The sequence below is a fragment of the Micromonospora gifhornensis genome, assembly GCF_016863515.1.
In the GTDB taxonomy this organism is placed as follows: Bacteria; Actinomycetota; Actinomycetes; order Mycobacteriales; family Micromonosporaceae; genus Micromonospora; species Micromonospora gifhornensis.
Map to the genome: position 1 here is coordinate 54,506 of NZ_BOPA01000003.1, position 24,045 is coordinate 78,550.

General features: G+C 71.3%; 25 protein-coding genes. 17 read left to right on the forward strand and 8 right to left on the reverse strand.

Annotated features, from left to right (window positions below; genetic code table 11):
* Positions 1 to 146 precede the first annotated feature (146 nt).
* Positions 147 to 344 (forward strand): hypothetical protein, encoded by a 198-nt coding sequence (locus tag Vgi01_RS01675; protein ID WP_162097625.1) that lies wholly within the window; start codon positions 147 to 149, stop codon positions 342 to 344.
* A gap of 87 nt (positions 345 to 431) precedes the next feature.
* On the opposite strand, the gene Vgi01_RS01680 is transcribed toward Vgi01_RS01675, so the two are convergent.
* Entirely contained in the window at positions 432 to 1,124 is a 693-nt protein-coding gene (locus tag Vgi01_RS01680; protein WP_013735136.1) for a Crp/Fnr family transcriptional regulator, read from the reverse strand.
* A gap of 259 nt (positions 1,125 to 1,383) precedes the next feature.
* Here Vgi01_RS01680 and Vgi01_RS01685 point away from each other — a divergent pair, with 259 nt between their 5' ends.
* From Vgi01_RS01685 to Vgi01_RS01720, 8 genes are all read left to right on the forward strand, one after another.
* The gene (locus tag Vgi01_RS01685; RefSeq protein WP_146017589.1) at positions 1,384 to 1,881 is read left to right on the forward strand and encodes a polyadenylate-specific 3'-exoribonuclease AS; all 498 of its coding nucleotides are present in this window, start codon (positions 1,384 to 1,386) and stop codon (positions 1,879 to 1,881) included.
* A gap of 81 nt (positions 1,882 to 1,962) precedes the next feature.
* Entirely contained in the window at positions 1,963 to 2,493 is a 531-nt protein-coding gene (locus tag Vgi01_RS01690) for a pyridoxamine 5'-phosphate oxidase family protein (protein WP_102659492.1), read from the forward strand.
* A 147-nt stretch (positions 2,494 to 2,640) separates the two neighbouring features.
* Complete coding sequence (locus tag Vgi01_RS01695; RefSeq protein WP_102659493.1) at positions 2,641 to 3,669, forward strand: 6-phosphofructokinase; 1,029 nt, start codon at positions 2,641 to 2,643, stop codon at positions 3,667 to 3,669.
* Positions 3,670 to 3,796: 127 nt separating this feature from the next.
* Positions 3,797 to 4,558: a pyrroline-5-carboxylate reductase gene (gene proC, locus Vgi01_RS01700; protein WP_238358924.1), complete on the forward strand. Its 762-nt coding sequence runs from the start codon at positions 3,797 to 3,799 to the stop codon at positions 4,556 to 4,558.
* 217 nt (positions 4,559 to 4,775) lie between these two features.
* Positions 4,776 to 5,126 (forward strand): DUF2203 domain-containing protein, encoded by a 351-nt coding sequence (locus Vgi01_RS01705; protein ID WP_102659494.1) that lies wholly within the window; start codon positions 4,776 to 4,778, stop codon positions 5,124 to 5,126.
* Between the two features lie 111 nt (positions 5,127 to 5,237).
* Positions 5,238 to 5,831: a GNAT family N-acetyltransferase gene (locus Vgi01_RS01710; RefSeq protein ID WP_204289943.1), complete on the forward strand. Its 594-nt coding sequence runs from the start codon at positions 5,238 to 5,240 to the stop codon at positions 5,829 to 5,831.
* Between the two features lie 3 nt (positions 5,832 to 5,834).
* Entirely contained in the window at positions 5,835 to 7,343 is a 1,509-nt protein-coding gene (locus Vgi01_RS30375) for a helix-turn-helix transcriptional regulator (RefSeq protein WP_239088754.1), read from the forward strand.
* Between the two features lie 94 nt (positions 7,344 to 7,437).
* Complete coding sequence (locus Vgi01_RS01720; protein ID WP_146017590.1) at positions 7,438 to 8,166, forward strand: hypothetical protein; 729 nt, start codon at positions 7,438 to 7,440, stop codon at positions 8,164 to 8,166.
* Between the two features lie 215 nt (positions 8,167 to 8,381).
* Here the strand turns inward: Vgi01_RS01720 and Vgi01_RS01725 are convergent, their stop codons facing one another.
* Positions 8,382 to 9,071, reverse strand: a complete 690-nt coding sequence (locus Vgi01_RS01725; protein WP_204289944.1) for an NADPH-dependent F420 reductase — start codon at positions 9,069 to 9,071, stop codon at positions 8,382 to 8,384.
* A gap of 138 nt (positions 9,072 to 9,209) precedes the next feature.
* Entirely contained in the window at positions 9,210 to 9,695 is a 486-nt protein-coding gene (locus tag Vgi01_RS01730) for a glutathione peroxidase (protein WP_204289945.1), read from the reverse strand.
* Positions 9,696 to 9,897: 202 nt separating this feature from the next.
* On the opposite strand from Vgi01_RS01730, the gene Vgi01_RS01735 reads away from it, so the two are divergent.
* The 4 genes from Vgi01_RS01735 to Vgi01_RS01750 all read left to right on the forward strand — a co-directional run bounded on the left by Vgi01_RS01735 (position 9,898) and on the right by Vgi01_RS01750 (position 14,811).
* Positions 9,898 to 11,508 (forward strand): glycosyl hydrolase family 18 protein, encoded by a 1,611-nt coding sequence (locus Vgi01_RS01735; RefSeq protein ID WP_102659499.1) that lies wholly within the window; start codon positions 9,898 to 9,900, stop codon positions 11,506 to 11,508.
* Between the two features lie 202 nt (positions 11,509 to 11,710).
* Positions 11,711 to 12,190 (forward strand): hypothetical protein, encoded by a 480-nt coding sequence (locus Vgi01_RS01740; RefSeq protein WP_204289946.1) that lies wholly within the window; start codon positions 11,711 to 11,713, stop codon positions 12,188 to 12,190.
* Between the two features lie 86 nt (positions 12,191 to 12,276).
* Entirely contained in the window at positions 12,277 to 13,683 is a 1,407-nt protein-coding gene (locus Vgi01_RS01745; protein WP_102659501.1) for a class II 3-deoxy-7-phosphoheptulonate synthase, read from the forward strand.
* 105 nt (positions 13,684 to 13,788) lie between these two features.
* Entirely contained in the window at positions 13,789 to 14,811 is a 1,023-nt protein-coding gene (locus Vgi01_RS01750; protein WP_204289947.1) for a threonine aldolase family protein, read from the forward strand.
* 231 nt (positions 14,812 to 15,042) lie between these two features.
* Here Vgi01_RS01750 and Vgi01_RS01755 read toward each other — a convergent pair whose 3' ends face one another.
* Both Vgi01_RS01755 and pknB read right to left on the reverse strand, forming a co-directional pair.
* Positions 15,043 to 15,915 (reverse strand): deoxyribonuclease IV, encoded by an 873-nt coding sequence (locus Vgi01_RS01755; RefSeq protein WP_013735121.1) that lies wholly within the window; start codon positions 15,913 to 15,915, stop codon positions 15,043 to 15,045.
* Positions 15,915 to 17,903, reverse strand: a complete 1,989-nt coding sequence (gene pknB, locus Vgi01_RS01760) for a Stk1 family PASTA domain-containing Ser/Thr kinase (RefSeq protein WP_204289948.1) — start codon at positions 17,901 to 17,903, stop codon at positions 15,915 to 15,917. The genes Vgi01_RS01755 and pknB overlap by 1 nt, the downstream gene beginning before the upstream one ends.
* 164 nt (positions 17,904 to 18,067) lie before the next feature.
* On the opposite strand from pknB, the gene Vgi01_RS01765 reads away from it, so the two are divergent.
* Positions 18,068 to 18,445, forward strand: a complete 378-nt coding sequence (locus tag Vgi01_RS01765) for an Rv2175c family DNA-binding protein (protein ID WP_204289949.1) — start codon at positions 18,068 to 18,070, stop codon at positions 18,443 to 18,445.
* Between the two features lie 237 nt (positions 18,446 to 18,682).
* Here Vgi01_RS01765 and Vgi01_RS01770 read toward each other — a convergent pair whose 3' ends face one another.
* Positions 18,683 to 19,765 (reverse strand): polyprenyl synthetase family protein, encoded by a 1,083-nt coding sequence (locus Vgi01_RS01770; RefSeq protein WP_102660442.1) that lies wholly within the window; start codon positions 19,763 to 19,765, stop codon positions 18,683 to 18,685.
* 9 nt (positions 19,766 to 19,774) lie between these two features.
* Positions 19,775 to 20,206, reverse strand: coding sequence for a helix-turn-helix transcriptional regulator (locus Vgi01_RS01775; protein WP_146017636.1), 432 nt, complete (start codon positions 20,204 to 20,206; stop codon positions 19,775 to 19,777).
* A 276-nt stretch (positions 20,207 to 20,482) separates the two neighbouring features.
* Here Vgi01_RS01775 and metF point away from each other — a divergent pair, with 276 nt between their 5' ends.
* The 3 genes from metF to Vgi01_RS01790 are packed head-to-tail and all read left to right on the forward strand — an operon-like array spanning position 20,483 to position 23,117.
* Positions 20,483 to 21,400, forward strand: coding sequence for a methylenetetrahydrofolate reductase [NAD(P)H] (gene metF, locus Vgi01_RS01780; protein WP_013735117.1), 918 nt, complete (start codon positions 20,483 to 20,485; stop codon positions 21,398 to 21,400).
* A 43-nt stretch (positions 21,401 to 21,443) separates the two neighbouring features.
* Positions 21,444 to 22,133 (forward strand): CDP-alcohol phosphatidyltransferase family protein, encoded by a 690-nt coding sequence (locus tag Vgi01_RS01785; protein WP_102660443.1) that lies wholly within the window; start codon positions 21,444 to 21,446, stop codon positions 22,131 to 22,133.
* A 36-nt stretch (positions 22,134 to 22,169) separates the two neighbouring features.
* A complete protein-coding gene (locus Vgi01_RS01790) occupies positions 22,170 to 23,117 on the forward strand; it encodes an RNA polymerase sigma factor (protein WP_239088755.1) in 948 nt (315 codons plus the stop codon).
* A 48-nt stretch (positions 23,118 to 23,165) separates the two neighbouring features.
* Here the strand turns inward: Vgi01_RS01790 and Vgi01_RS01795 are convergent, their stop codons facing one another.
* A complete protein-coding gene (locus Vgi01_RS01795) occupies positions 23,166 to 23,936 on the reverse strand; it encodes a GNAT family N-acetyltransferase (protein WP_102660445.1) in 771 nt (256 codons plus the stop codon).
* Positions 23,937 to 24,045 lie beyond the last annotated feature (109 nt).

Sequence of the window (24,045 nt, forward strand, 5' to 3'; positions counted from 1 at the left end):
GTATCGCTGCCCAGCCGAGTGTCGGGTACCGGGCTGTTGGTTTGTGGACACTCCGCCGGGCAGTGCGCTGTGTGGCGCAACGGCTAGATTCAGGCAACCGATTCGTTGATCGTTATCAGAGGGGGGACAGCCTCATGGTGTACGTCATGTTGAGCAGCGACTGGACCGACGGTAACGGCGTCACCCACCTGGCCGGGGACACGGTGGATGTGGACGCCGCGACCCTCGCTCAGCTTCAGGCCCAGGGCATCGTCGGTGAGGTGCCGGGCAAGGGCAAGGACGGCACGGACTGGGCCGGGCCGGGCGGCACCGACTGGGCCGGGCCCGGGAGCACCAAGCCCTGACCGTGAGCTGCACACGGGCGGCGTCGGGACCTGTTCCCGACGCCGCTTTCGTGTTCCGGCTTCGCGATAAGTGCGCGCGGCTGCCGGTCAGCGGTCGCTCATGCCGGCGCGGCGGCGCAGCGCCGGCACGTCGGTGACCACGATCCGGCGGCCCTCGGTACGCAGCCAGCCCCGGTTGGCGAACGATCCGATCGCCTGGTTGACGCTCTGCCGGGAACCGCCGGCCATCTCCGCGAGTTGGCTCTGGTTCAGCTCGATGGTGATCATCGGTGCCTGGCTCTCGCCGGCGAGCCGCACCAACGTCTTGGCGACCCGGCCGGGCAGGTCGAGGAAGACATGGTCGGCGTTCTGTTCGGTCAGCCGGCGGATGAGCGCGCCGAGGGACCGCATCACCGCGTCGAGGATGCGCGGGTTCGAGTGCACCAACTCCATGAAGGCGCCCCGGGACAGGGCCAGGGCGGTGCAGTCCTCGATCGCCTCGGCCGAGGCGGACCGGGTGGAGGCGTCCAGCAGCGAGACCTCACCGAGCACGTCAGGTGGTCGGATCACCGACAGAACGGCCCGTTCGCCGGTCGGCGCGGTGCGGAACACCGCGACCGCACCCCTGCGCAGCACGATCAGCGACTCGCCCGGGTCGTTCTCCACGAACAGCAACTGACCCTTGCGATATGTCCGGGGCACCGCGGCGGCGATCACACGCTGGCGTACCTCGGGTTCCAGCCCGGCGAACATCTCCACACCGGTGAGAGCGTCGCCCGGCTCTGGCAGGCGCATCTCCACGGCCCCACCCCTCCCCGGTCAAGGACCCAACTCGCTCACCGGGTGAGCCTGGCGGCCCTGACAAGGCGGACTGACACCCGATCGGCGTCCGGTAGCGGTACACATCAGATCATGACGGTCCGGTCGCGTGGTGTACACCCCTCAAGTCGCTTGTGTGACAGCTTCAGCTGCGATGTCACCGTTGCGGGTGGCGTGGAAGCGCTCCCGAGGCCTCGCCCCGCTCGTCAGGGCGGTACGGGCGTCGGCGAGGATGGCGGAGATGGTCTACCGCTATTTCTACGACTGCGAATTCATCGAGGACGGCCGCACGGTCGAACTGGTGTCGATCGGCATGGTCGACGAGCACGGCCGCGAGTTCTACGCGGTCTCCACCGAGTTCGACGCGTCCCGAGCCGTGCCCTGGGTTCGCCGCAACGTCCTGGACAAGCTGCCCTCGCCGGCGGATCGGGCCTGGCGTTCCCGTGAGCGCATCCGCGACGAGTTGTACGACTTCCTCGTCGAGCCGCTGCGCGCCGGCAACGGCGAGGAGTTGGAACTGTGGGCCTGGTACGCCGCGTACGACCACGTGGTGCTCGCCCAGCTCTGGGGTGCCATGCCGGCGCTGCCCCGGGAGATCCCCCGGTTCACCAAGGACCTGCGGCAGCTGTGGGACGACCGGGGTCGCCCGCGGCTGCCGAACGCCGATTCGGCGCGGCACGACGCCCTGGTCGACGCCCGGCACAACCTGGCCCGGTGGCGGGCGATGACCGGATCGTAGGTTTGGCTGGTTCCGTCCCGGGCACCGGTTCGGCCTGACGGGGGTCGACGTGAGGGAGCACCGCCATGAGCGAGCGCCAGCATGACTGACGAGGCGATGGCCGTCGGCGCGGCGCGGGAGCGGATCACCGAGCTGATCCGGGCGGCGGGCAGTTGCACGCTCACCACCATCTCGCTCGACGGTCGGCTGGTGGGCCGGCCGATGCTCCTGCAACGGGCGGCGTTCGACGGCGAGCTGTGGTTCTTCGGGTACGCCCGGTCGGCGACGGTGCGGCAGCTGCGGGTCAACCCGGAGGTCGAGGTGAGCTTCGCCGACCCGGAGAGTCAGGTCCGGGTGTCGCTCTCCGGCACCGCTCGCGACGACCACGACCCGACGCGGGCAGCGCGGCTCTGGCGTCCGGAACTGGCCACCTGGTTCCCGGACGGGCCGACCACACCCGGTCTGACCCTGATCGCCGTGCACGTCACCGCTGCCCGTTGCTGGGACCGCACCGGCCGTCGACAGGATCTGCTCGGTGCTGCCGGGTCTGCGCCACCTGGTGCGTCGGCGTTCGCGCCGGGCAGTGTGCCGGTGACGGCCGGTGAACGTCGTGATCACGCTACTGAGCGGTAGCGGGGCGCGGTGTCCGGTCGGACCAGCGGCGACTACAGTCGCAATGACGGCCCGCCCCGGGCCGGCAACGGCGCCGAAGGTCTGACGTGACGCATATCCTGGGGCTTGATCGGGCTTGACCAGATGCTCCCAGGAGGATGAGCGATCATGCGTATCGGCGTGCTCACCGGCGGCGGCGACTGCCCCGGTCTCAACGCGGTCATCCGGGCGGTGGTCCGTAAGGGCGTCGCCAGCTACGGCCATGAGTTCGTGGGTTTCCGGGACGGTTGGAAGGGCCCGCTGGAGGGCCTGTCCCGCCCGCTGGGCATCGCGGAGGTCCGGGGGATCCTGCCGCGCGGCGGCACCATCCTGGGCTCCTCGCGGACCAACCCCTTCAAGATCGAGAACGGCGTCGAGCGGATCAAGGAGAACCTGGCCGCCCAGGGCGTCGACGCGTTGATCGCCATCGGCGGTGAGGACACCCTCGGTGTCGCCACCAAGCTGCACGAGCTGGGCGTCCACGTCATCGGCGTGCCGAAGACCATCGACAACGACCTCGGCGCCACCGACTACACCTTCGGCTTCGACACCGCGGTCAACATCGCGATGGAGGCCATCGACCGGCTGCACACCACCGCCGAGAGCCACCACCGCACCCTGGTGGTCGAGGTGATGGGTCGGCACGCCGGCTGGATCGCCCTGCACGCCGGCCTGGCCGGCGGCGCCAACGTGATCCTGCTGCCGGAGCGGGCCTTCGACGTCGAGCAGGTGGCCGGCTACGTCGAGAAGCGCTTCCAGCACCAGTACGCGCCGATCGTCGTGGTCGCCGAGGGTGCCCAGCCGCTGGAGGGCCAGATGGTCCTGCAGAACCAGGAACTTGACGCGTTCGGCCACGTCCGGCTCGGTGGCATCGGCCAGTGGCTGGCCGAGCAGCTGGAGGCCAAGACCGGCAAGGAGGCCCGGACCGTCGTGCTCGGGCACATCCAGCGCGGCGGCACCCCGAGCGCGTTCGACCGGGTGCTGGCCACCCGGCTCGGCCTGCAGGCCATCGACGCCGCGCACGAGGGCGACTGGGGCAAGATGGTCGCGATGCAGAGCACGGACATCGTCCGCGTCCCGCTCGCCGACGCCACCCGTGAGCTCAAGACCGTCCCGCTGGAGCGCTACGCCGAGGCCGAGGTCTTCTTCGGGAGCTGATCGTGGTTCCGGTGTCGCGGCGGGCCGCCCGGTCCGCCGCGACACCGCTTTCCCGGAGGAGGTACGTCAGGTGTCAGCCGGAGTGCGCACCGTCGCGGTGATCGGCGCAGGCAAGATCGGCGAGTTGATGCTGTCCGGGCTGCTGCGCTCGGGTTGGCCGGTGGACCGCCTGCTGGCCACCGCCCGCCGCCCGGCCCGCGCCGAGGAGTTGACCGCCCGCTACGGCGTACGGGTGGTGGACAATCTCACCGCGGTCGACGAGGCCGACGTGCTGGCCGTGTCGGTCAAGCCACAGGACGCGGCGGTACTGCTTGACGAGATCGGGCCGAAGGTGCCCGGCGGCAAGCTGGTCATCTCCCTCTGCGCCGGCCTGCCCAGCAGCTTCTTCAGCCGCCGGCTGCCCGAGGGCACCCCGGTCGTACGGGTCATGACCAACACCCCCGCCCTGGTGGACGAGGCGATGACCGCCATCTCCGCCGGCGCGCACGCCACCGGGGAACACCTGGCGCTGGCCGAGGAGATGTTCAAGCCGCTCGGCTCCACCATCCGGGTGCCGGAGAGCCAGCAGGACGCGGTGACCGCCCTGTCCGGCTCCGGCCCGGCCTACTTCTACCTGCTGGTCGAGGCGATGACCGACGCCGGCATCCTGCTCGGCCTGCCCCGCCAGGTGGCGCACGACCTGATCGTGCAGACCGCGATCGGCTCGGCGGTGATGCTGCGCGACTCCGGCGAACATCCCGTGAAGCTGCGCGAGGCGGTCACCTCGCCCGCCGGTACCACCATCTCCGCCGTCCGCGAGCTGGAAAATCACGGCGTACGCGCGGCACTGCTGGCCGCCCTGGAAGCGGCCCGCGACCGCGCTCGCGAGCTGGCCGCCCAGGCCGAATGATCCCTCCCCGGGCAGTCGGACAGCTCGGAGTGACCCCTCCTCGGGCAGCCGGACAGCTCGGCGCGGACGCCGGTCAGCGTCGGGTCGCGGATGATCCACTCCGTTACGCCGATATGGCGGGTTCCCTGTGGCGGGGAAACCGCCAGTTCAGCGAAACGGAGTCGATCACGCCCGGCGCTGGTATCCCCGGCAGGTCCGGGTGACGCATACTGGCGCGGTGTTCACTCTCGCTCAGGCCCGGCACCTGGTGGCCACCCTGCAACCTCGGATCGACGAGCTGATCCGGGTCCGCGCCGACCTGACCGAGTTGCAGGTCGATCTGACCAACCACGGGCTCAGCGCACTCGGCGGACGACCCGAGCTCAAGGGGCTGGAAGCGCGCCTGCACGCGATCTGCGACGAGATCGGGCAGCACGGCATCGAGATCAAGAGCGTCGCGCCGGTGCTGCTCGACTTCCCCGGCGAACGCGAGGGCCGACAGGTGCTCTGGTGCTGGCTGGAAGGGGACGCCGACGTGCGCTGGTACCACCGCGCAGACTGCGGCTTCGCCGGCCGCCGCCCCCTCTGATCTCCACTGAACTCCGCGCCGGGCACGGGTCCGATGTGGAGGCCACTCGTCCGGTGGCGACACTCGCTACGGTGGGCGTGGATCATGCTTACCAACGGGGGAGGGCACTGAATGTTCGCCGTACGGTTGACCGCCGATGCCGAGCTGCGTCCGCTCAATCCGTGGCACGCGGAGGAGTTCCTGGCCAACCTGGACCGGGCCCGGAAGAACATGACGCCCTGGGTGTCGCCGGCCTTCGTGGCCACCGACCTGGACGGGGCACGGCTGGTGCTCCAGCGTTACGCCGACCGGTGGGCCCGCGACGACGGCGGCATCTGGGGCATCTGGTCCGACGGGACGCTTGTCGGCGGGGTGCTGCTGGTGTCACTGAACGCCGGGACGGGAGTCTGCGAGGCGGGCTGCTGGTTGGAGCCGGCCGCCGAGGGACGCGGGCTGGTGACCCGCGCGGTCAGCCGGCTCATCGACTGGGCGGTCGACGAACGCGGCCTGCACCGGGTCGAGTGGCGCGTCCTCGCCGGCAACGTCCGCAGCATCGCGGTGGCCCGTCGGCTCGGCATGCGTCGTGACGGCGTACTGCGTGAAGTGGTTGCGGGCCCGGACGGGCGGTCCGACCTGGAGATCTGGTCGCTGCTGGCCCCGGAGTGGCGCGCCCACCGCGCCGGTGCGCCGCGCGGTGCGGATGGCGGCGAGCGACTAGAAAACTAGGGTATGGCGCGCTCGACGACTCTCGTCCGACCTGCACCGGCCCGACAGGTTCTGCCCGTCGTCGCCGCGAGCACGGCGGGGGCGAGTGTCGTCGCGCTCGCCGCGCTGGGGGCGGCCGGCCACGGCGGCTACGCGAGCGACCCGGTCGGCGCTGTCGCCCTGGCCGCGGCGGCGACGGTCAGCACCGTCGTGGCTGCCCGACTCGGTCGATCGGGCCACCGCGCCGCGGGCCGGCTCGCCGCCGGACTGGCCGTGTCCCTGCTCGCCTACCTCCTGCTCACCGTCCTGACGGTGGCCGCGGTCGCTACCGGCCAGCCGTGGGCTGCGGTGACCGTCGCGGCGTGGAACTCGGCCTGGATCCCGCCGCTCGCGCTGATGCAGCTCACCGCCTCGGCGGCCGTCCGCACCAGCGGTGCCACCCCCTGGACGCACCGCGTCGTGGGCCTCACGTTGGGCGTGGTCACACTTGTCAACGCGGTACTGACCACGGCGAGCGAACCGTTCGCGGGGCTCCCGACGATCGCGGGGGAGTCGTGGCGTACCGCGCTCGCGCCGGTCGGCGCCGCCGTCACCCTCCTGGGGATGGGCGCGCTGCTCCTGCTGCCGGTGACGCTCTGGCGAGCCGCCCTCGGCTCGCACGAGACCGTCCGGGCACGGCTCGGCATCGCCGCCGCGGCGACCACCGCGGCACCGCTGACCGTCGCCTTCTGCCTGCTCCTCGCCGTCGCCCGGGCACCCGGCGGCGTCGAACCCGCGCTGGGCTCGGTGGCCTTCCTGGTGGCACTCTCGGGTGCCACCGCGTTCGCCGCCGGCTGCGCGCTCGCCGCCGCCCGGGGTGCCGCCGAACCTCGTCAGGTCACCGTCGTGGTCCGCGTCGCCGGTCTGACCGCCGCAGCCCTGATCATCGCCGGCGTCGGCACGATCGTGGCCGCTCCCGGCTCGTCGCTCGGCCCGACCACGGTAGCCCTGCTCGTCTCGGCGCTTACCGTCCTCGTCGGCGGCGCGGCCTGGGTCGCGACGGGCCTGCTGGCCCGAACCCTCACATCCCCGCCGCCTTCAGGACCGGTCGGTCCGGAGACGACGCCGCGAGTCGAGGCGACGATCGCACCGACACATGTCGGAGCCCCGCACCTTTTGCCGTCCGACACGCCGCCCACAGCCGAGGTTTCAGCCGGGACGACGGATGCGGTCACTGGTCCGGACGCGGCCGGTGGATCTGGCGTGGTCGGGACGGCGGATGCGGTCGCTGGGCCCACGGCGGCCGGGGCATCGGGCGGGGTCGGGCTGGTGGCCCTCGGTGGGTTGACGGCGCGGGAGCGGGAGGTGCTCGCTGCGCTTGCCGAGGGGGCCAGCAACGCCGGGATCGCGGCGCAACTGGTGGTATCCGAGCGTACGGTCGACGCACACCTGCGGGCGATCTTCATGAAGCTCGACCTGACGCCCGGCGGCACCACCAACCGGCGGGTGCAGGCGGCACGGATCTGGCTGGAGCACAGCCGACAGCGCTCCTGAGCAGGAGATTGCTGAAGATAGGTGTTGAGGCCGATGCCCGTGACGGCGGCCTCGGGGCACGGTGGGCCATCACTCGACCGTGGAGGCTCGCACCGTGTCCGTCCCGTACCTGCGCCGCGTCGCGCTCGTCGCCCTGTTCGTCCTGCTGCTCGTCTCGCTGGTCGGCCGGACCGTGTTCATGCTCTGGGAACCACCGTTCGACGGCACGATCCGGTACGACGACATTCGCGAACTGGGCTCGGCGTACTGGCCGATGAACCTCTACCTGGGTGGCCCGGCGTACGCGGTGTCCTGGGTCGCCGTCGCGGTCTTCATCGTCCGGCTCGGCAGGGGACGCGCCGGGGTGCTGAACCTGGTCGGCGCGTTCCTGGTCGGTCTCGGTGGCGTGGTGTTCGCGCTGACGATCACCGCGGAGGTGCTCCCGTTCGCCTACGCGGCCGACCCGGCCGTGCTGCCGGAGGCGCAGGGACGCGCCCTGTTCGACGTGCTCAACGACCGGCTGGACTGGGTGATCCCGGCCATCATCAGCAGCCAGTTGGCGATCGTCGCGGGCATGCTCCTGGCCCTGGTCGGTGCGCTGATCGCGCGGACCATGCCCCGGCCGTTGACCATCGCCGCCCTGGTCTACGCGGTGCTCTTCGTAGCGCTCCCGCTGGCGCAGTTCGGCCGCGCCGTCGTCATCGTCGACTACCTGCTCCAGGTGGCCCTGGTCGCCGCGATCGGCTGGTACGGGCTGCGAGCCGTCGACCGCGAGGCACGGGACACCACCCCGCAGGCGGCCGACGATCGCTCCACCCCGCACACGGAATCCGCCGTCGCGTGACTCGCGCGCAGTCCGCCTGCCGCGTCACCCGCGCGGAGTCCGTTTGTCCGTGACCCGCGCGGAGTCCGCCTGCCGGGTGACCTGCGCGGAGTTCGCCCGCCCACGTGACGCGCAGGGGATTCGCCGTCGCGTGACGCGGACCGGGCGAGCGGGTCGGCGGAGAACCGACCCACTGGCCCGGCGGAGAACCGACCCGCTGGCCCGGCGGCGAGCGGTCAGCTCCGTTCGGCCTTGGCCAGTGCGGCACGCACCTTGTCGGCGTCGCCGGGGGCCTCCTGCTCCCAGTTCGCCGGGTCGGCGGAGTAGATGGTGCCGTACGCCGGGGTGTCCGGCTGGAACCGCCAGCTGTCGGCGAGCGTGCCGGCGTCCACCGCGTCGTAGCCGATCCGGTCGAGGAAGGCGGTGACGACGGCCTTGGCCTCGGCGTCGTCACCGGCGATCGGCAGCGCACTGCGGTCCGCCGCACCGGCGGGCCGGGCCAGGGCGAGCAGGTGTCGGAAGAAGATGTTGTTGAACACCTTCACCACCCGGGCCTCGGGCAGGTACTGTTGCAGCAGCTCACTGCTGGTGACGCTGCCCTCGTCCAGCTCGGGGATCTGGCCGTCGCGCTGCGGGTAGTAGTTGTTGGTGTCGATGACGACCTTGCCGGCCAGCGGCTGCGCCGGCACCGCCCGGTACGACTTCAGCGGGATGCTGACCACCACCAGGTCACCGGCGCGAGCCGCGGCGTCGGCGGTGCCCGCGCTCGCACCCGGCCCCAACTCGTCGACCAGGTCGGACAGGGTCTCCGGCCCCCGCGAGTTGCTCAGCACCACCTCGTACCCGGCCGCCACCGCCAACCGCGCGACAGTGCCTCCGATGTGTCCACTTCCGATCAACCCCACGACCGACACGTCAACTCCCATCGACTCGGGCTCTCCCGTCGAACCTACTCGCCAGCCGGACACTTCCGGCCGATCCAGGGTGATCTCCGCCCGACGAGCGTGCGGCGGCGACGGCACCCGAACCCCGGGCGCCGTCGCCGGTGAGTCAGCAGCGGGGTGTCAGGGCAGGGTCTTCTCCACGGTGGCGCGCAGCGTGGGGTCGTCGGGGGTGACCGTCGGGGCGAAACGGGCGGCCACGGTCCCGTCCGGAGCGACCAGGAACTTCTCGAAGTTCCAACGGACGTCACCGGTGTGGCCGTCGGCGTCGAGGGTGTCCACCAGGGCGGCGTAGAGCGGATGACGGTCCGGGCCGTTCACCGCGACCTTCTCCGTCAGCGGGAAGGTCACGCCGTAGTTGACCTGGCAGAACTCGCTGATCTCCGCAGCGCTGCCGGGTTCCTGGCCGGCGAACTGGTTGCACGGCACGCCGAGTACCACCAGCCCGCGGTCGGCGTACTCGTCCTGAAGGGCCTGCAGGCCGGCGTACTGCGGGGTGAGACCGCAGCGGGAGGCGACGTTGACCACCAGCAGGGCGCGCCCACGGTACTGCGCGAGATCGGCGGGGCCGCCGGTGAGGGAGTTGATGGGGGTGTCGAAGACGGACATGGCGTGAGGGTATCGCCGAACGTCGGTTCGCGGCGCGGCGGCTACCGCTCGGTAATGGCCATCCACCGGCGAAGACCCTTCGGGCGGCGCGGGTTTCGCCCGAGCCGACAAATCGATACATCGACATCTTGACGAAGTGGAGTCGTGTGAGTAGCGTCTCATCAACATTTTGGAAAGTTTCCTAACTGTTTGGAGACGCCACATGAAGAGATCGCTCCGCCGGGCCCTCTGGGTCGGCGCCGTGGTCGCGGTGACCGTCGCCTCGGTCCCGATGGCCACGGCGTTCGGCGCCGGAAGTGTGACCACCTCGTTCACCCGGGTGCAGGACTGGGGGACCGGTCACGAAACGAGGGTCACCATCACCAACGGCTCCAGCGCCAGCGTCAGCACCTGGCGCATCGAGTTCGAGCTGCCCTCGGGCACCAGCATCAGCAGCTCTTGGGACGCCGACGTCACCCGCAACGGCAACCGGTACGTGGCGGTCAAGAAGAGCTGGGCCGGCGCGCTGGCGCCCGGCGCCTCCTTCAGCTGGGGTTACAACGGCACCGGTGCGTACCGGGCGCCGTTGAACTGCACCGTCAACGGCGCGGCCTGCGGCGGTGGCACCCCGCCCCCGACGAGCCCGCCGCCGCCGACCACCACCACCGCACCGCCGCCGCCGACCTCGCCGCCCCCGACCACGCCGCCGCCCCCGCCGAGTGGACAGAAGGTGGTCGGTTACTTCGCCCAGTGGGGCGTCTACGCCCGCAACTACCACGTCAAGAACATCCACACCAGCGGCTCGGCGTCCAAGCTGACCCACATCCTGTACGCCTTCGGCAACACCACCGGCGGCCGGTGCACCATCGGTGACAGCTACGCCGACTACGAGAAGGCGTACACCGCGGCGGAGAGTGTCGACGGCGTCGCCGACACCTGGGACCAGCCGCTGCGCGGCACCTTCAACCAGCTGCGCAAGCTCAAGCGGATGTACCCGCACATCAAGGTGATCTGGTCGTTCGGCGGCTGGACCTGGTCCGGTGGTTTCACCCAGGCCGCGCAGAACCCGACCGCCTTCGCCGAGAGCTGCTACAACCTGGTCGAGGACCCGCGCTGGGCGGACGTCTTCGACGGCATCGACATCGACTGGGAGTACCCGAACGCCTGCGGGCTGACCTGTGACGCCAGCGGCCCGAACGCGTTCAAGAACGTGGCCAGCGCGCTGCGTACCCGGTTCGGCTCGTCGGCACTGGTCACCGCCGCGATCACCGCCGACGGCAGCAACGGTGGCAAGATCGACGCGACCGACTACGCCGGTGCCGCCACCCACCTCAACTGGATCATGCCGATGACATACGACTACTTCGGCGCCTTCAACGCGCAGGGCCCCACCGCCCCGCACTCGCCGCTCTACTCGTACTCCGGCATCCCGCAGCAGGGCTTCTGGTCGGACGCGGCCATCCAGAAGCTCAAGAGCAAGGGCATCCCAGCCAACAAGCTGCTGCTCGGCGTCGGCTTCTACGGTCGGGGCTGGACCGGGGTCACCCAGTCCGCGCCGGGCGGCACCGCTACCGGCCCCGCGCCAGGCACCTACGAGCAGGGCATCGAGGACTACAAGGTCCTCAAGAACACCTGCCCGGCGACCGGCACCATCGGTGGCACGGCGTACGCCAAGTGCGGCAGCAACTGGTGGAGCTACGACACCCCGTCGACCATCGGCGGCAAGATGACGTACGCGAAGAACCAGGGCCTCGGTGGCGCCTTCTTCTGGGAACTCTCCGGTGACACCAGCAACGGAGAGCTGATCAGCGCCATCCGCAACGGCCTCGGCTGACTGTAAGGAAGGGCCCCCTGTTAACGCCTCCGGTAGAGCACGGGCCCCCTGTTAACACTCCGGCAGCTCGATCTTGCCGTGTGTTAACAGGGGGCCCTTCCTATGCAAAAGGCGATAACAAGGGGCCCTTCCTTACATCAGGGCAGGGTGTGACAGACTCGCCGGTCGGAACGGTGCGATGTGCGCAGATGGGGAGGTAGCGATGCGGGTGTACCGGCGCAGCGCCGCCCTCGTCCTGCTCACGACCGCCTCGCTCGCGCTTGTCGGCTGCGGACTGATCGGCGGCGACGAGAAGCCGGCGGAGCAGCCCGGCCGGGCACCGGCCGACGAGGCCCTGGCGAAGTCCCGCGAACGGGTGCAGGCGTACCTCGACGCGATGACCGCCAAGGACGTCGCGGCCGGGCGCAGCCAACTCTGCACGGTGCTGCACGAGTCGTTCGACGCGGCGGCGACCGGGCCGAACGGCGACTTCGCCGACCACTTCACCGTGGCGCAGACCGAGATCGTCGACATCCGCCCGGGACCGGTCGGGCAGGAAGTCAGCACTGTGGTCACCGTCACGGTGGGTAAGCGCGAGGCCAGTCGATCGCTGCTGTTCACGGTCACCCGCGACGGCCTGGACTGGTGCATTTCGGGCGAGCGGCCCGGTGGGCACAGCCCGTCTCCCACGCCGACGCCCTGACCTGCGGCAGCGCGCCGCGTCGTCCATCTGCCGGAACCCGGCCCCTCACTGGGCGGTCACCCGGTCGGCCGCCGTACGCTTTCGTCATGCGCCATGAGTGGCATCAGTTGAGTCATCCGGCGGTGAGCAGCCCGGTGTTGCAGACCAGCCGTCCGACCGTCGACTCCGCCGAGGACGAGGCCCTCGGTCTGGACCGTTGGCGGGAGCTGCCCCGCGCCCAGACCCCGCCCTGGGAGGACCCGGCCCAGGTCGCCGAGGTCTGCAAGGTCCTCGACCGGGTCCCGTCGGTGGTCGCCCCGTACGAGGTCGACCAGTTGCGACAGCGTCTCGCGCTGGTCTGCGAGGGCAAGGCGTTCCTGCTGCAGGGCGGCGACTGCGCGGAGACCTTCGCCGACAACACCGAGAGTCATCTGCTGGCCAACGCCCGCACGCTGCTGCAGATGGCGATCGTGCTGACCTACGGCGCGTCGCTGCCGGTGGTGAAGGTGGCCCGGGTCGCCGGGCAGTACACCAAGCCCCGGTCGTTGCCGACCGACGCGCGCGGCCTGCCGGCCTACCGCGGCGATATGATCAACTCGCTGGAGGCCACGCCGGAGGCGCGGGTCGCCGACCCGCAGCGCATGATCCGGGCGTACGCGAACTCCGCCGCCGCGATGAACATGCTGCGCGCCTACCTCGCCGGAGGACTGGCCGACCTGCACGCGGTGCACGACTGGAACAAGGGCTTCGTGCGCAACTCCCCGGCCGGTGAACGGTACGAGGCGATCGCCCGCGAGATCGACCGTGCCCTGGCGTTCATCCGGGCCTGCGGGATGACCGACGACGAGGCGCTGCGTACGGTCACCCTCTACTGCTCCCACGAGGCCCTGGCGCTGGAGTACGACCGGGCGCTGACCCGGGTCTCCGACCGCCGGGCGTACGGGCTGTCCGGGCACTTCCTGTGGATCGGCGAGCGCACCCGGCAGATCGACGGCGCCCACATCGACTTCATCTCCCGCATCGCCAACCCGATCGGGGTCAAGCTCGGCCCGACCACCACGCCGGACGAGGCGATCGAGCTGTGCGAGAAGCTGAACCCGGAGAACATCCCCGGTCGGCTCACCCTGATCAGCCGGATGGGCAACCACAAGGTACGCGACGCGCTGCCGCCGATCGTGGCCAAGGTGACCGCCGCCGGGGCGAAGGTGGTGTGGCAGTGCGACCCGATGCACGGCAACACCCACGAGTCGTCGAACGGCTACAAGACCCGCCACTTCGACCGGATCGTCGACGAGGTGCTGGGCTACTTCGAGGTGCACCGCAGCCTGGAGACCCACCCCGGTGGCCTGCACGTCGAGCTGACCGGTGAGGATGTCACCGAGTGCCTCGGTGGCGCCCAGAACATCGCCGATCTCGACCTGCCCGACCGCTACGAGACCGCCTGCGACCCGCGCCTGAACACCCAGCAGTCGCTGGAACTGGCCTTCCTCGTAGCAGAGATGCTCCGTGGCTGACGCGTGATCGGGTGGCATGACTGTGGCGGACGCGAGGAGTGAGCTTGCGAGCCCCACAGTCGGCAGCTGTCTGGCATGACTGTGGCTGACGGGATGGAGCGTGACATGCCGATTGATCTGCGTTCGGACACGGTGACCCGGCCCACCCCCGGGATGCGGGAGGCGATGGCCGCCGCCGAGGTCGGCGACGACGTCTACGGCGAGGACCCGACGGTCAACGCGTTGGAGGCCGAGGTCGCCGCGCTGTTCGGGCACGAGGCGGCACTGTTCTGCCCGACCGGCTCGATGGCCAACCAGATCGCCCTGCAACTGTCGGTGCCGCCCGGCGCGGAGTTGCTCTGCGACGCCGACGCGCACGTGATCACGTACGAGATGGGGGCCGCTGCCGCGTACGGCGGCATCACCTCGCGGACCTGGCCTGCGGTGGGCGCGGACGTTGACCCCGACGTGGTCGCCGGCATGATCCGGCCCGACGGCTACTGGGCGGTGCCCACCCGGGCGATCGCGGTGGAGCAGACCCACAATCGCGGCGGCGGCGGAGTGATCCCCCTCGACACGTTGCGCCAGCTGCGCCGGGTCGCCGACGAGGCGCAGGTGGCGCTGCACTGCGACGGGGCACGGATCTGGCACGCCCACGTCGCCGACGGGGTGCCGCTGGCCAGCTACGGCGCGCTGTTCGACACCCTCTCGGTCTGCCTCTCCAAGGGGCTCGGCGCGCCGGTCGGCTCGCTGATCGTCGGCGCCGCCGACAAGATCGAGCGGGCGCGGGTGATCCGTAAGCGGATGGGTGGCGGGATGCGTCAGGCCGGCGTCCTCGCCGCTGCCGGCCGGTACGCCCTGTCCCACCACATCGACCGGCTCGCCGAGGACCACGCGAAGGCGGCCCGGCTGGCCGAGGCGATCGCCCCGTTCGGGGTGCTGGCCGCCCCGGTACGCACCAACCTGGTCCCGCTGGACCTGACCAAGGCACCCATGGACGCGCACGCGCTGACTGCCGCGGCGCGCGCCGAAGGCGTACTCATCTCGGTGCTCGGACCCCGCATCGCCCGCCTGGTCACCCACATGGACGTCACCGACACCGCCGTCGACCAGGCCGCCACCACCCTCACCCACATCCTCCGCGCCTGACCCCGCTCCTACCCCGCGCCCCTCGCGCTCCCACCCCAGGCCGCGCTCCCGCGATCTTGCACTTTTGGTCGCCGAAATGCCCCTTGTGCGGCTTATGCGGCGACAAGAAGTGCAAGATCGCGGGCGCAGGGCGCAGGGCGCAGGGCGCAGGGCGCAGGGCGCAGGGCGCAGGGCGCGGGGGAGGGGGCGGGGCGCAGGGCGCGTGCGGGAGGGAGTGTGGGGTAGGGGGAGTTAGGGGTGGAGGCGGCGGAGGGTGGCGATGTCGGCGGCGTGACCTTCGTGGCGGTCGGTGGGGGTCTCCACGAGGATGGGGACGCCGGCGGTGGCGGGGTGGCGCATCAGTTCGGCGAAGGCGGGCTCGCCGATGCTGCCCTTGCCGATGTTCTCGTGCCGGTCACGGGTGGAGCCGCACAGGTCCTTCGAGTCGTTGGCGTGCACCAGCTGGAGCCGATCCGCGCCGACGGTCGCCACCAGGGTGTCCAGCGTCTCGGTCATGCCGCCTTCGGCGGCCAGGTCGTGCCCGGCCGCCCAGGCGTGGCAGGTGTCGAAGCAGACGCCCAGCCAGGGGTGCCGGTCCACCGCGTCCAGGTAGGGGCCGAGCTGCTCCACCCGGCAGGCCAGCGACCGGCCGCCACCGGCGCTCGGCTCGACCAGCAGCATCGGCCCGCCGCTGTCGGCGGCCGAGTCCAGCAGCGGCAGCAGTGATTCGCGTACCTGCCGCATGGCCGCCTCGGCGTGCCCGGCGTCCACCGCGCTGCCGGCGTGGAACACCACCGCGCGGGCGCCGATCGCGGCGCCCCGGCGTAGCGCGTGGGCCAGGGTCTGCTGCGATCGTTCCACCGTGGCCGGGGTCGGCGAACCCAGGTTGACCAGCAGTGACGCGTGAATGTAGGCGGCGACTCCCCGTTCGGCGCAGCCGTCGCGGAACAGGGCGTCCTGCACCGGGTCACCGGCCGGCATCGCCCACCCTCGGGAGTTGCCGACGTAGACCTGCGCCACCTCGGAGCCGGCGGCGTCGAGGTACGGCAGCGCCGCCTTCGCCAGCCCACCGGAGGTGGGCGTGTGCGAGCCGATCGGCCGGTGGCCGGGTTGGGTAGCCGTCATCAGAAACACCCGATGGTGATCTGGGTGCCCGGTGCCACCTGCGCGTTCTCGTTCGGGTTCTGGAACCGGGCCACGGCCTCCGGGTTGAACTGCACGGCCACCGGGAAGCCCTGACTCTCCAGCACCTGCTTGGCCTGCTGGCACGGCAGGTCGATGACCCGGGGTACGGTCACCAGCGGTGGACCCTCGCTGACCTCCAGCCGGATCTGGGCACCCTTCTCGACCCCGCTGCCGTCGGCCGGGCTCTGCCCGAGCACCTCGTCGCGAGGCTTGTCGGACTGCTTGTAGGTCGGTTCCACCAGGACCAGGCCGAGCTGGGCGATCTGCGTACGGGCGTCGTTGAGGCTCTTGCCGACCAGGTTCGGCACGGTGATCGGGGCGCGGCCCTTGCTCAGGATGACGGTGATCTCGTCGCCCGGCTCGACCTCCTTGCCGGCCTCCGGCTTGGTGGCCACCACGACGCCCTCGGGCAGGCCGTCGTCGTACCGGGCGGTGCCCTTGACAACCTTCAGCTGGGCGTTGACCAGGTCGGCCTCGGCCAGGTCGAACTCCTTGCCCACCACGTCGGGCATCGGGAACCGGGCCGGCCCCAAGGACAGGGTCAGGGTGATGGTGCCGCCCTTGAGGATCCGGGCGGCCGAGGCGGGCTGCTGCGCCACCACGCCGTCACGCGGGATCTGCTCGTCGTGGCGTGGGTCGGCGTACTGCAGGGTGAAGCCGCCCTGCGCGGCCTGCGCCTCCGCCTGGGCCTTGGTCATGCTGACCAGCTGCGGGGTGGTGGTGTAGCGGCCGACGCCGAACCACCATCCGCCGAGAGCAGCCACCAGGCCCAGCACCACCACGACGGCGGCGACCGCGAGGCGGCTGCTCGAATCGCCGAACAGCCGGGCACGCCACCCGGCAAGCTGGGAGAACCGGTGCACGTCCTCGTCCGGAACCGCCCGACGACGCCCCCGGGTGGGTGTGCCACCCTCCGGCAGCCGGGCCCAGGTCGGCCGTTCGGCGGGGCGGACCGCTGCCACCACCATGGTCGGCTGGGCGACCGCCGGGCCGTCGGACACCGCAGACAGCATGGCGGTCTGGGCGTTCGCGTTACCGAGCCCGTCCCGGGCGACCTGCACCTCGGCCAGCAGGGTCCCGGCGTCGGCCGGACGGCCCGCCGGGTCGCGGCGGGTGGCTCGGGCGACCAGATCGTCGAGGGCCTTCGGCAGGCCGGGCACCAGGGTCGACGGCGCCGGTACGTCCCGATCGACGTGTTGCCAGGCGATGTCGATCGGACGATCACCGTCGTACGGCACCCGGCCGGTGAGCATCTCGAACAGCACGATGCCGCTGGAGTAGACATCGGTACGGGCGTCGGCGCGGCCGGTGGTGACCAGCTCCGGGGCGACGTACGCCACGGTCGCCATCAGTTGGTTGCCGCTGTCGTGATCGGTGCTCGCCTCCACGGCCCGCGCCAACCCGAAGTCGGTGACCTTCACGACGCTGTCGACGAGGTTGGCCGGGCCGCCGCTGGGCGCCTCGGCGACGAGCACGTTCTCCGGCTTGACGTCGCGGTGCACCAGCCCGGCCCGGTGGGCGGTGGCGAGCGCGGCGAGTATCTGCTCGGTGATGGCCAGCGCCTCGTCCGGGTTGAGTCGGCGCCGCTCGGTCAGCACCTCACGCAGGGTGCGCCCGCGGACGTACTCCATGACCAGGTACGGCCGACCGCCATGGGTGCCCTGGTCGTAGACCGCCACCACGTTGGGATGGGTCAGCCGGGCGATGGTCTTGGCCTCGTCGGTGAACCGCTCGACGAAGCCGGCCAGGCCGGCCCGATCAGTCGGCCCCTGCGACGAGTGAATGATTTTGACCGCCACGGTGCGTTCGAGTCGCTCGTCGGTGGCGGTGTACACGGTCGCCATGCCGCCACGGGCGACGCGACCGCGGATGCGGTAACGCCCGTCGATCAGCGAGCCCAGCAACGTGTCGGCGACCTGTGTGTCCATCGGCAGGCAGTCTATGTGTCGGGGGATGAAGGTTGAACAGGATGCTACCGCCGAGCGGACCTTCTCGGGCCCGCCGTGGCGTGACAGACTGTGGTCGATCCTGGTCAGAGTGGGTGCCGGGAGGCTGTTGACCTGGTGCCGGGAGGACGTGGCAGGGTGGTCGAGTGACCGACTCCGTACCCACCGACAACGCCGCGCCGGAGACCACCGGGCCGACGGACTGGCTGACCCTGCCGGACGTCGCCGAGCGGCTCGACCTGACGATCAGCAAGGTGCACCAGAAGATCAGGGATCGGGAACTGATCGCGGTACGCCGCGACGGTGTCCGCCGGATTCCGGCTGACCTGGTGGCCAATGCCACCGTACTCAAGCACCTGCCCGGCGTGCTGAACCTGCTGGCGGACGCCGGCTACGACGACGAGGCGGCGCTGCGCTGGCTCTACGAGCCCGACCCGACGCTGCCCGGTGGCACCCCCGCCACCGCCCTCGGCGGCGACCAGGCCCGCGAAATCAAACGCCGCGCCCAAGCCCTCGGCTTCTAACCCACCCCACCCCACCCTCCCCGCCCCCTCGCCCCACCCTCCCGCCCCGTCGATCTTGCACTTTGTGTCCCCGCGAATGGTGCAAATCGCCCAGAAGTGCGACCGAAACTGCAAGATCGACGCGGTGGGGGTGAGCAGCGCGTCGACCTCGTCGGGTGAGCCCGGTGAGGGCGGGTGGTGAGGGCGGGTGGTGAGGGTGGGGTAGGGAGGGTGGGGTAGGGAGGGTGGGAGGGTGGGTCAGTCGGTGCGGCGGGTGGCGGCTATGGCCAGGTCGACGAGGGACTGGCGGGCCTCGGTGTCCAGGTCGACGGCGGTCAGCGCGGCGAGTGCGGCGTCGGTGAGCGTGACGATGCGCTGCTCGGTACGGGCCAGTGCGCCGGTGCTGATGATCACGTCCCGTAGTCGGGCCACTCCGGCCGCGTCCAGGGCGGGATCGCCGAGCCCGGTGAGCACCACCTCCCGCCCGGCGTCGTCAGCCGCCTCCAGGGCCGCTGCCACCAGGTAGGTCCGCTTGCCCTCGCGTAGGTCGTCGCCGGCCGGCTTGCCGGTCTGGGCGGGATCGCCGAAGACTCCCAGCACGTCGTCGCGCAGTTGGAACGCCTCGCCCAACGGCAGCCCGTACGCCGAGTAGGCGACCCGTATGTCCGCGGGAGCGTCGGCCAGCGCCGCGCCGAGCAGCAGCGGTCGTTCGACTGTGTACTTCGCCGACTTGTAGCGGGCGATCTTGCTGGCCCGTTCCAGCGAGGCGTCCCCGGTGGCCTGGGTCACCACGTCGAGGTACTGCCCGACGGTGACCTCGGTGCGCATCTCGTCGAAGTCCGGCCGGGCCCGGGCGACGGTGCGGGGGTCCAGCCCGGCGGAGTGCAGCAACTCGTCGGACCAGACCAGGCACAGGTCGCCCAGCAGGATCGCCGCCGCGTCGCCGAAGCCGTCCGGGTTGCCACCCCAACCGGCCGTACGATGCCAGGCGGCGAATCGGCGGTGCATCGCCGGCTCTCCGCGCCGGGTGTCCGAACGGTCCATCAGGTCGTCGTGGATCAGGGCGCTGGCCTGGACGAACTCCAGTGCTGCGAGGGCGGTCACCACGGCGTCGGTGTCCACTCCGCCGGCACCCCGGTAGCCCCAGTAGCCGAAGGCGGGCCGCAGGCGCTTGCCCCCGCCGAGCACGAACGACTCGATCGCCTCGGCGACCGGAACCAGGGCGTCATCGAGGTCGGTCATCCACGATCGGCGACCGGCGAGGAAGTCGGACAGGGCCTGGTCCACCCGTTGGCGGAGGCCGGCCCGGTCGACAGGAGAGACAGGAGCAGCGTGGGTCACGTCCCGACGCTAATAGGTCAGGTCGTCGCGTGCTGACCCACCCACGTTCCGGCGCGTCGCGGTTCGCCCGACGATTCGCGTCGGTGGGCGTGCGGAGGTCGGTCGGCAACGGCCGACACGCCGATCACGGTCGCCCTTCGGACAGATCACGTCACCATCGGTGAGCACGGTCCGGCCGGCTGGCAGGCAGGTCGGCGCCGGGCCCGAGGAGTCGAGCGGCGGTCCGGTCGGCACGCCGAGGACGATGGCCAACCAGGCGTGCCAGTAGCGGCCGGGCGTGCGCCGCTGGCGTTCCCAGCGGGATATCTCGTGCCGACTCAGTGTCGGCACCCCGGCGGCGGCGCACAGTTCGGCGGCGAGCCGGGACTGGCTCCAGCCTCGGGCGAGGCGCAACCGGGTCAGCGGCGGCCCGGACAGCGAATCGGGCGGGTGCGGGGGCATCGGTCCTCCGGAGGTCGGCGCGCGCTGGTGGCCGGCCCGGAACCGGACCGCCCACCGGTGGATCGTGACCCCCGCGCGGCCCCCTGCGGTCCTCGACCGCCCGCGCTGAGTCATGGTTATCGCAGGGGTCCGACGTTTCCGTCCGCGAACGAAGCCCGGGACACCGACGTACGGCACAGGTGCGAGCGAGTCGTCGGGTCGAGAACGATGCGGACAGTGATCCCTGGCTGTGGGAAGAAGATGGGGATACGCGGCCGATCCGGCTAGAGTCGACGCGTGGCGCTCGGTCTACCGTCGATCCTCCCCAATCCGCAACCGGCGATCGGGGAGCTGGTCCGTGACCGCCAGCCGACCTTCTCCTTCGAGTTCATGCCGCCGAAGACGGAGCAGGGCGAGCGGCAGCTCTGGCAGGCCATCCGTGAGCTGGAGCCGTTGCAGCCGTCGTTCGTCTCGATCACCTACGGTGCCGGCGGAACCACGCGGGACACCACGGTCGCGGTCACCGAACGGGTGGCCACCGAGACCACCCTGCTGCCGATGGCCCACCTGACCGCGGTCAACCATTCGGTGGCCGAGTTGCGGCACGTGATCGGGCGGTTGGCCGGCGCCGGGGTGCGCAACGTGCTGGCGGTGCGGGGCGACCCGCCCGGTGATCCGACCGGCGAGTGGGTACGGCACCCCGACGGCATCGACTACGCCGAGGATCTCGTTCGCCTGGTCCGCCGCTCGGGTGACTTCAGCGTCGGTGTGGCCGCCTTCCCGTACCGGCATCCGCGCTCGCCGGACATCGCCAGCGACACCGAGTATTTCGTCCGCAAATGCCGGGCCGGCGCCGAGTTCGCCATCACGCAGATGTTCTTCGACGCCGACGAGTACCTCCGCCTGCGTGACCGGGTGGCCGCCGCCGGCTGTGACACCCCGATCCTGGCCGGCGTGATGCCGGTGATCCGCATCGGCACCATCGAACGCTCCGTGCAGCTGTCCGGGGCACCCTTCCCACCGGCGCTGGCCGCCCGCTTCGAGCGGGTCGCCGACGACCCGGAGGCGGTCCGCCGGCTCGGCATCGAGCAGGCCAGCGAGATGTGTCAGCGGCTGCTCGACGAGGGTGTGCCGGGGATCCACTTCATCACCTTCAACCGGTCCACCGCGACCCGGGAGATCTGGCAGAACCTGCGGGTGGGCGCCTCGACGTGAGCGTGCCGGCGCGATACCTCAGCGCCGCCGTGACGGTTGAACCGTGGTGGGCAGACAGCTGAACTGGAACGAGTACGCCACCGCGTGGGCACGGTTGCACGGTGGGTTCGACCCTCGGGCGGCCACTCCGGTGGTACGCGCCTGGCTGCGCCTGTCGTACCATCTCGGGTTTCTGCTGGGCCGGCTGCGGGTCGGCCCGACCGCGGTGACGGCGGTCGGCGTGCTGCTCTGCCTCTGCGTACCCCTGTTCGCGGTCCGGGCGGGTGACGGCCCGTTCCTCGGTGCCCTGTTCGTGTTGCTCGCCTCGGTGGCCGACAGCGTCGACGGGGCGGTGGCGGTGGCCACCGGCCGCACGACGCGGCTCGGCTACGTCTACGACTCGCTTGCCGACCGGATCGGTGAGGTCGCCTGGCTGGTGGCGTTCTGGCTGGTGGGCGCGCCCGGCGCGCTGGTCGCCGCGGCCGGCGCGCTGTCCTGGTTGCACGAGTACGTCCGGGCCCGGGCGGTCGCCGCCGGGATGCGGGAGATCGGCGCGGTGACGGTGGGGGAGCGGCCCACCCGGGTCTGCGTGGCCCTGGTGGGACTGCTGCTGGCCGGTCTGACCGGTCTGATCCAGCCGGATCTGGCGGCCGGCACCATCACCATGGCGACCGCGGTGTGGGTGCTGCTGGCCGCCTTCGGGCTGGGGCAACTGCTCTCGGCCGTACGCCGGGCACTGATCGACGCAGGGTGATCGGCCCGCCGGACGGACGGCGGCTAATCTTGCCGAGTGACAACTGCAACGACGGGGGATCTTTCGGACGTCGCGCTGGTCCGGGCGGCGCAGGCCGGCGACGTCGGCTGCCTGGGGCTGCTGCTGGCGCGGCACACGGCGGCGATGCGCGCGGTGGCGTTGAGTGTCTGTGGTCACCGGCCGGAGGCCGAGGACGCGGTGCAGGAGGCGTCGCTCATCGCGCTGCGCCGCATCGGTGACCTGCGTGACCCGGCGGCCGTGGGGCCCTGGCTGCGGACGATCGTGCGTAACGTCGGCCGGCTCCAGTTCCGGGCACAGCGGGAGGTACCGGTCGATCAGCTGGAACTTGTCGCGTCCCCGGCCGTCGGGTCGGATCCCGAACGGATCGTGGAGCGGACCGCCCACGCCGACTGGCTCTGGACCGCCATGCACGAGCTGTCGCCCAATCTGCGGCTGGTCACGATGCTCCGCTACTTCACCGAGGTCACCGCGTACGACCAGATCGCCGCGCTCTGCGGGGTGCCCATCGGTACGGTGCGCAGCCGGCTGCACCAGGCGCGGGCGAAGTTGACCGACGCGCTGCTGGCGACGGCCGACGCCGTACACGATGACGTGGCCGTGCTCACCCGGCGGCGTCGGGCCGAGGCGGAGGAGATGCTCTGGTCCGGACGGCACGGCAGCTTCGCGCGGACCCTTGCCAAGACCTGGAGCCCGGCGGTGCAGACGTGGTGGTCGGACGGTCGCCGCACCAACGGCATCGACCCGCTGGCCCGGACGATGTACGCCGACGTGCACGACGGGGTGGTCTACCGGCTTGCCAACATCGTGGCGGCACGGGACGTGGTGATCCTGGAAACCGATCTGATCAACCCGCCGGAGGACCCGTTCCACTGCCCACCGAGCGCGGTGTGGGTGCAGTCCCTGGAGGCGGACCGGGTGTCTCGGCTGCGGGTGTTCCACCCCGACCGGGCCAAGGTTCGGTGACCGCGAGGGTGGCCGGATGCCCGGCCACCCTCGTGCTCCGGCGGGGCGTTACAGGCTGAACAACCGGTAGTGGTCGATGGTCTCGAAGCCCATCCGCCGGTAGACGGGTTCGCCTGCGGAACTGGCCTGCAGCGTGCCGACGCGCAGGCCACGCTCCCGCCCGGCCCGCAGCGCGGCGGCGGTGACGGCCGTGCCGATGCCCCGGCCCCGCTGCTCGGCGACGGTGCTGACGACATAGATCCCGGCCACCCCGTTGCTGATCAACGTGGCGGCCGTGCCGACCACCCGACCGTCGAGGCGGGCGACGAAGCGGAGCAGTTCGGCTCGGCCGGCCGGGCGGTCGATCTCCAGTTCGGTGACGGTGGCGACGGCGTCGTCCGGCACCCCCAGCGAGGGCCCGTACACCGCGACGAAGGCGGGGATCTCCGAATCGTCGATCTGGTCGACGACCAGGCCCGGCGGGCCGGGAAGCTCGGCCACCTGGTCAAGGTCGACGGCCATCACGGGCATCGTCGACACCTGCCTGCCGCCCTGCGCGGCCAGGGCGTCGGCGATGCCGGGATCACTGTCCGCGCCGACCCACCAGAGCCAGGGCGTACCGGCGAGCCGCCGGCCGGCCTGCGCCACGGTCTCGTCGATCGGCCGGTTGCGTACCCGCAGGACCCCGTTGAGCAGCGGGTGCGGCACGCCCGTGCGGAAGATGGGCAGGTCGTCGTCGGCCCCGTCCGGGCTGACCCAGCCGCACCAGTAGGCCCGGTTGTTGGCCAGTTGCGCCGGCAGGTCGTGGATCGAGGTGACGACGTCGTTCGTGGGCATCATGTCGACACGTTGTCCTCGGCCCGGCGGTAGTTCGACGCCCCGCCGGACTTCTGCTGTGGCGGCGCTCACCGATGCTTTGCGGCCTTCAACGATGCTGTTGCGGCGCTCA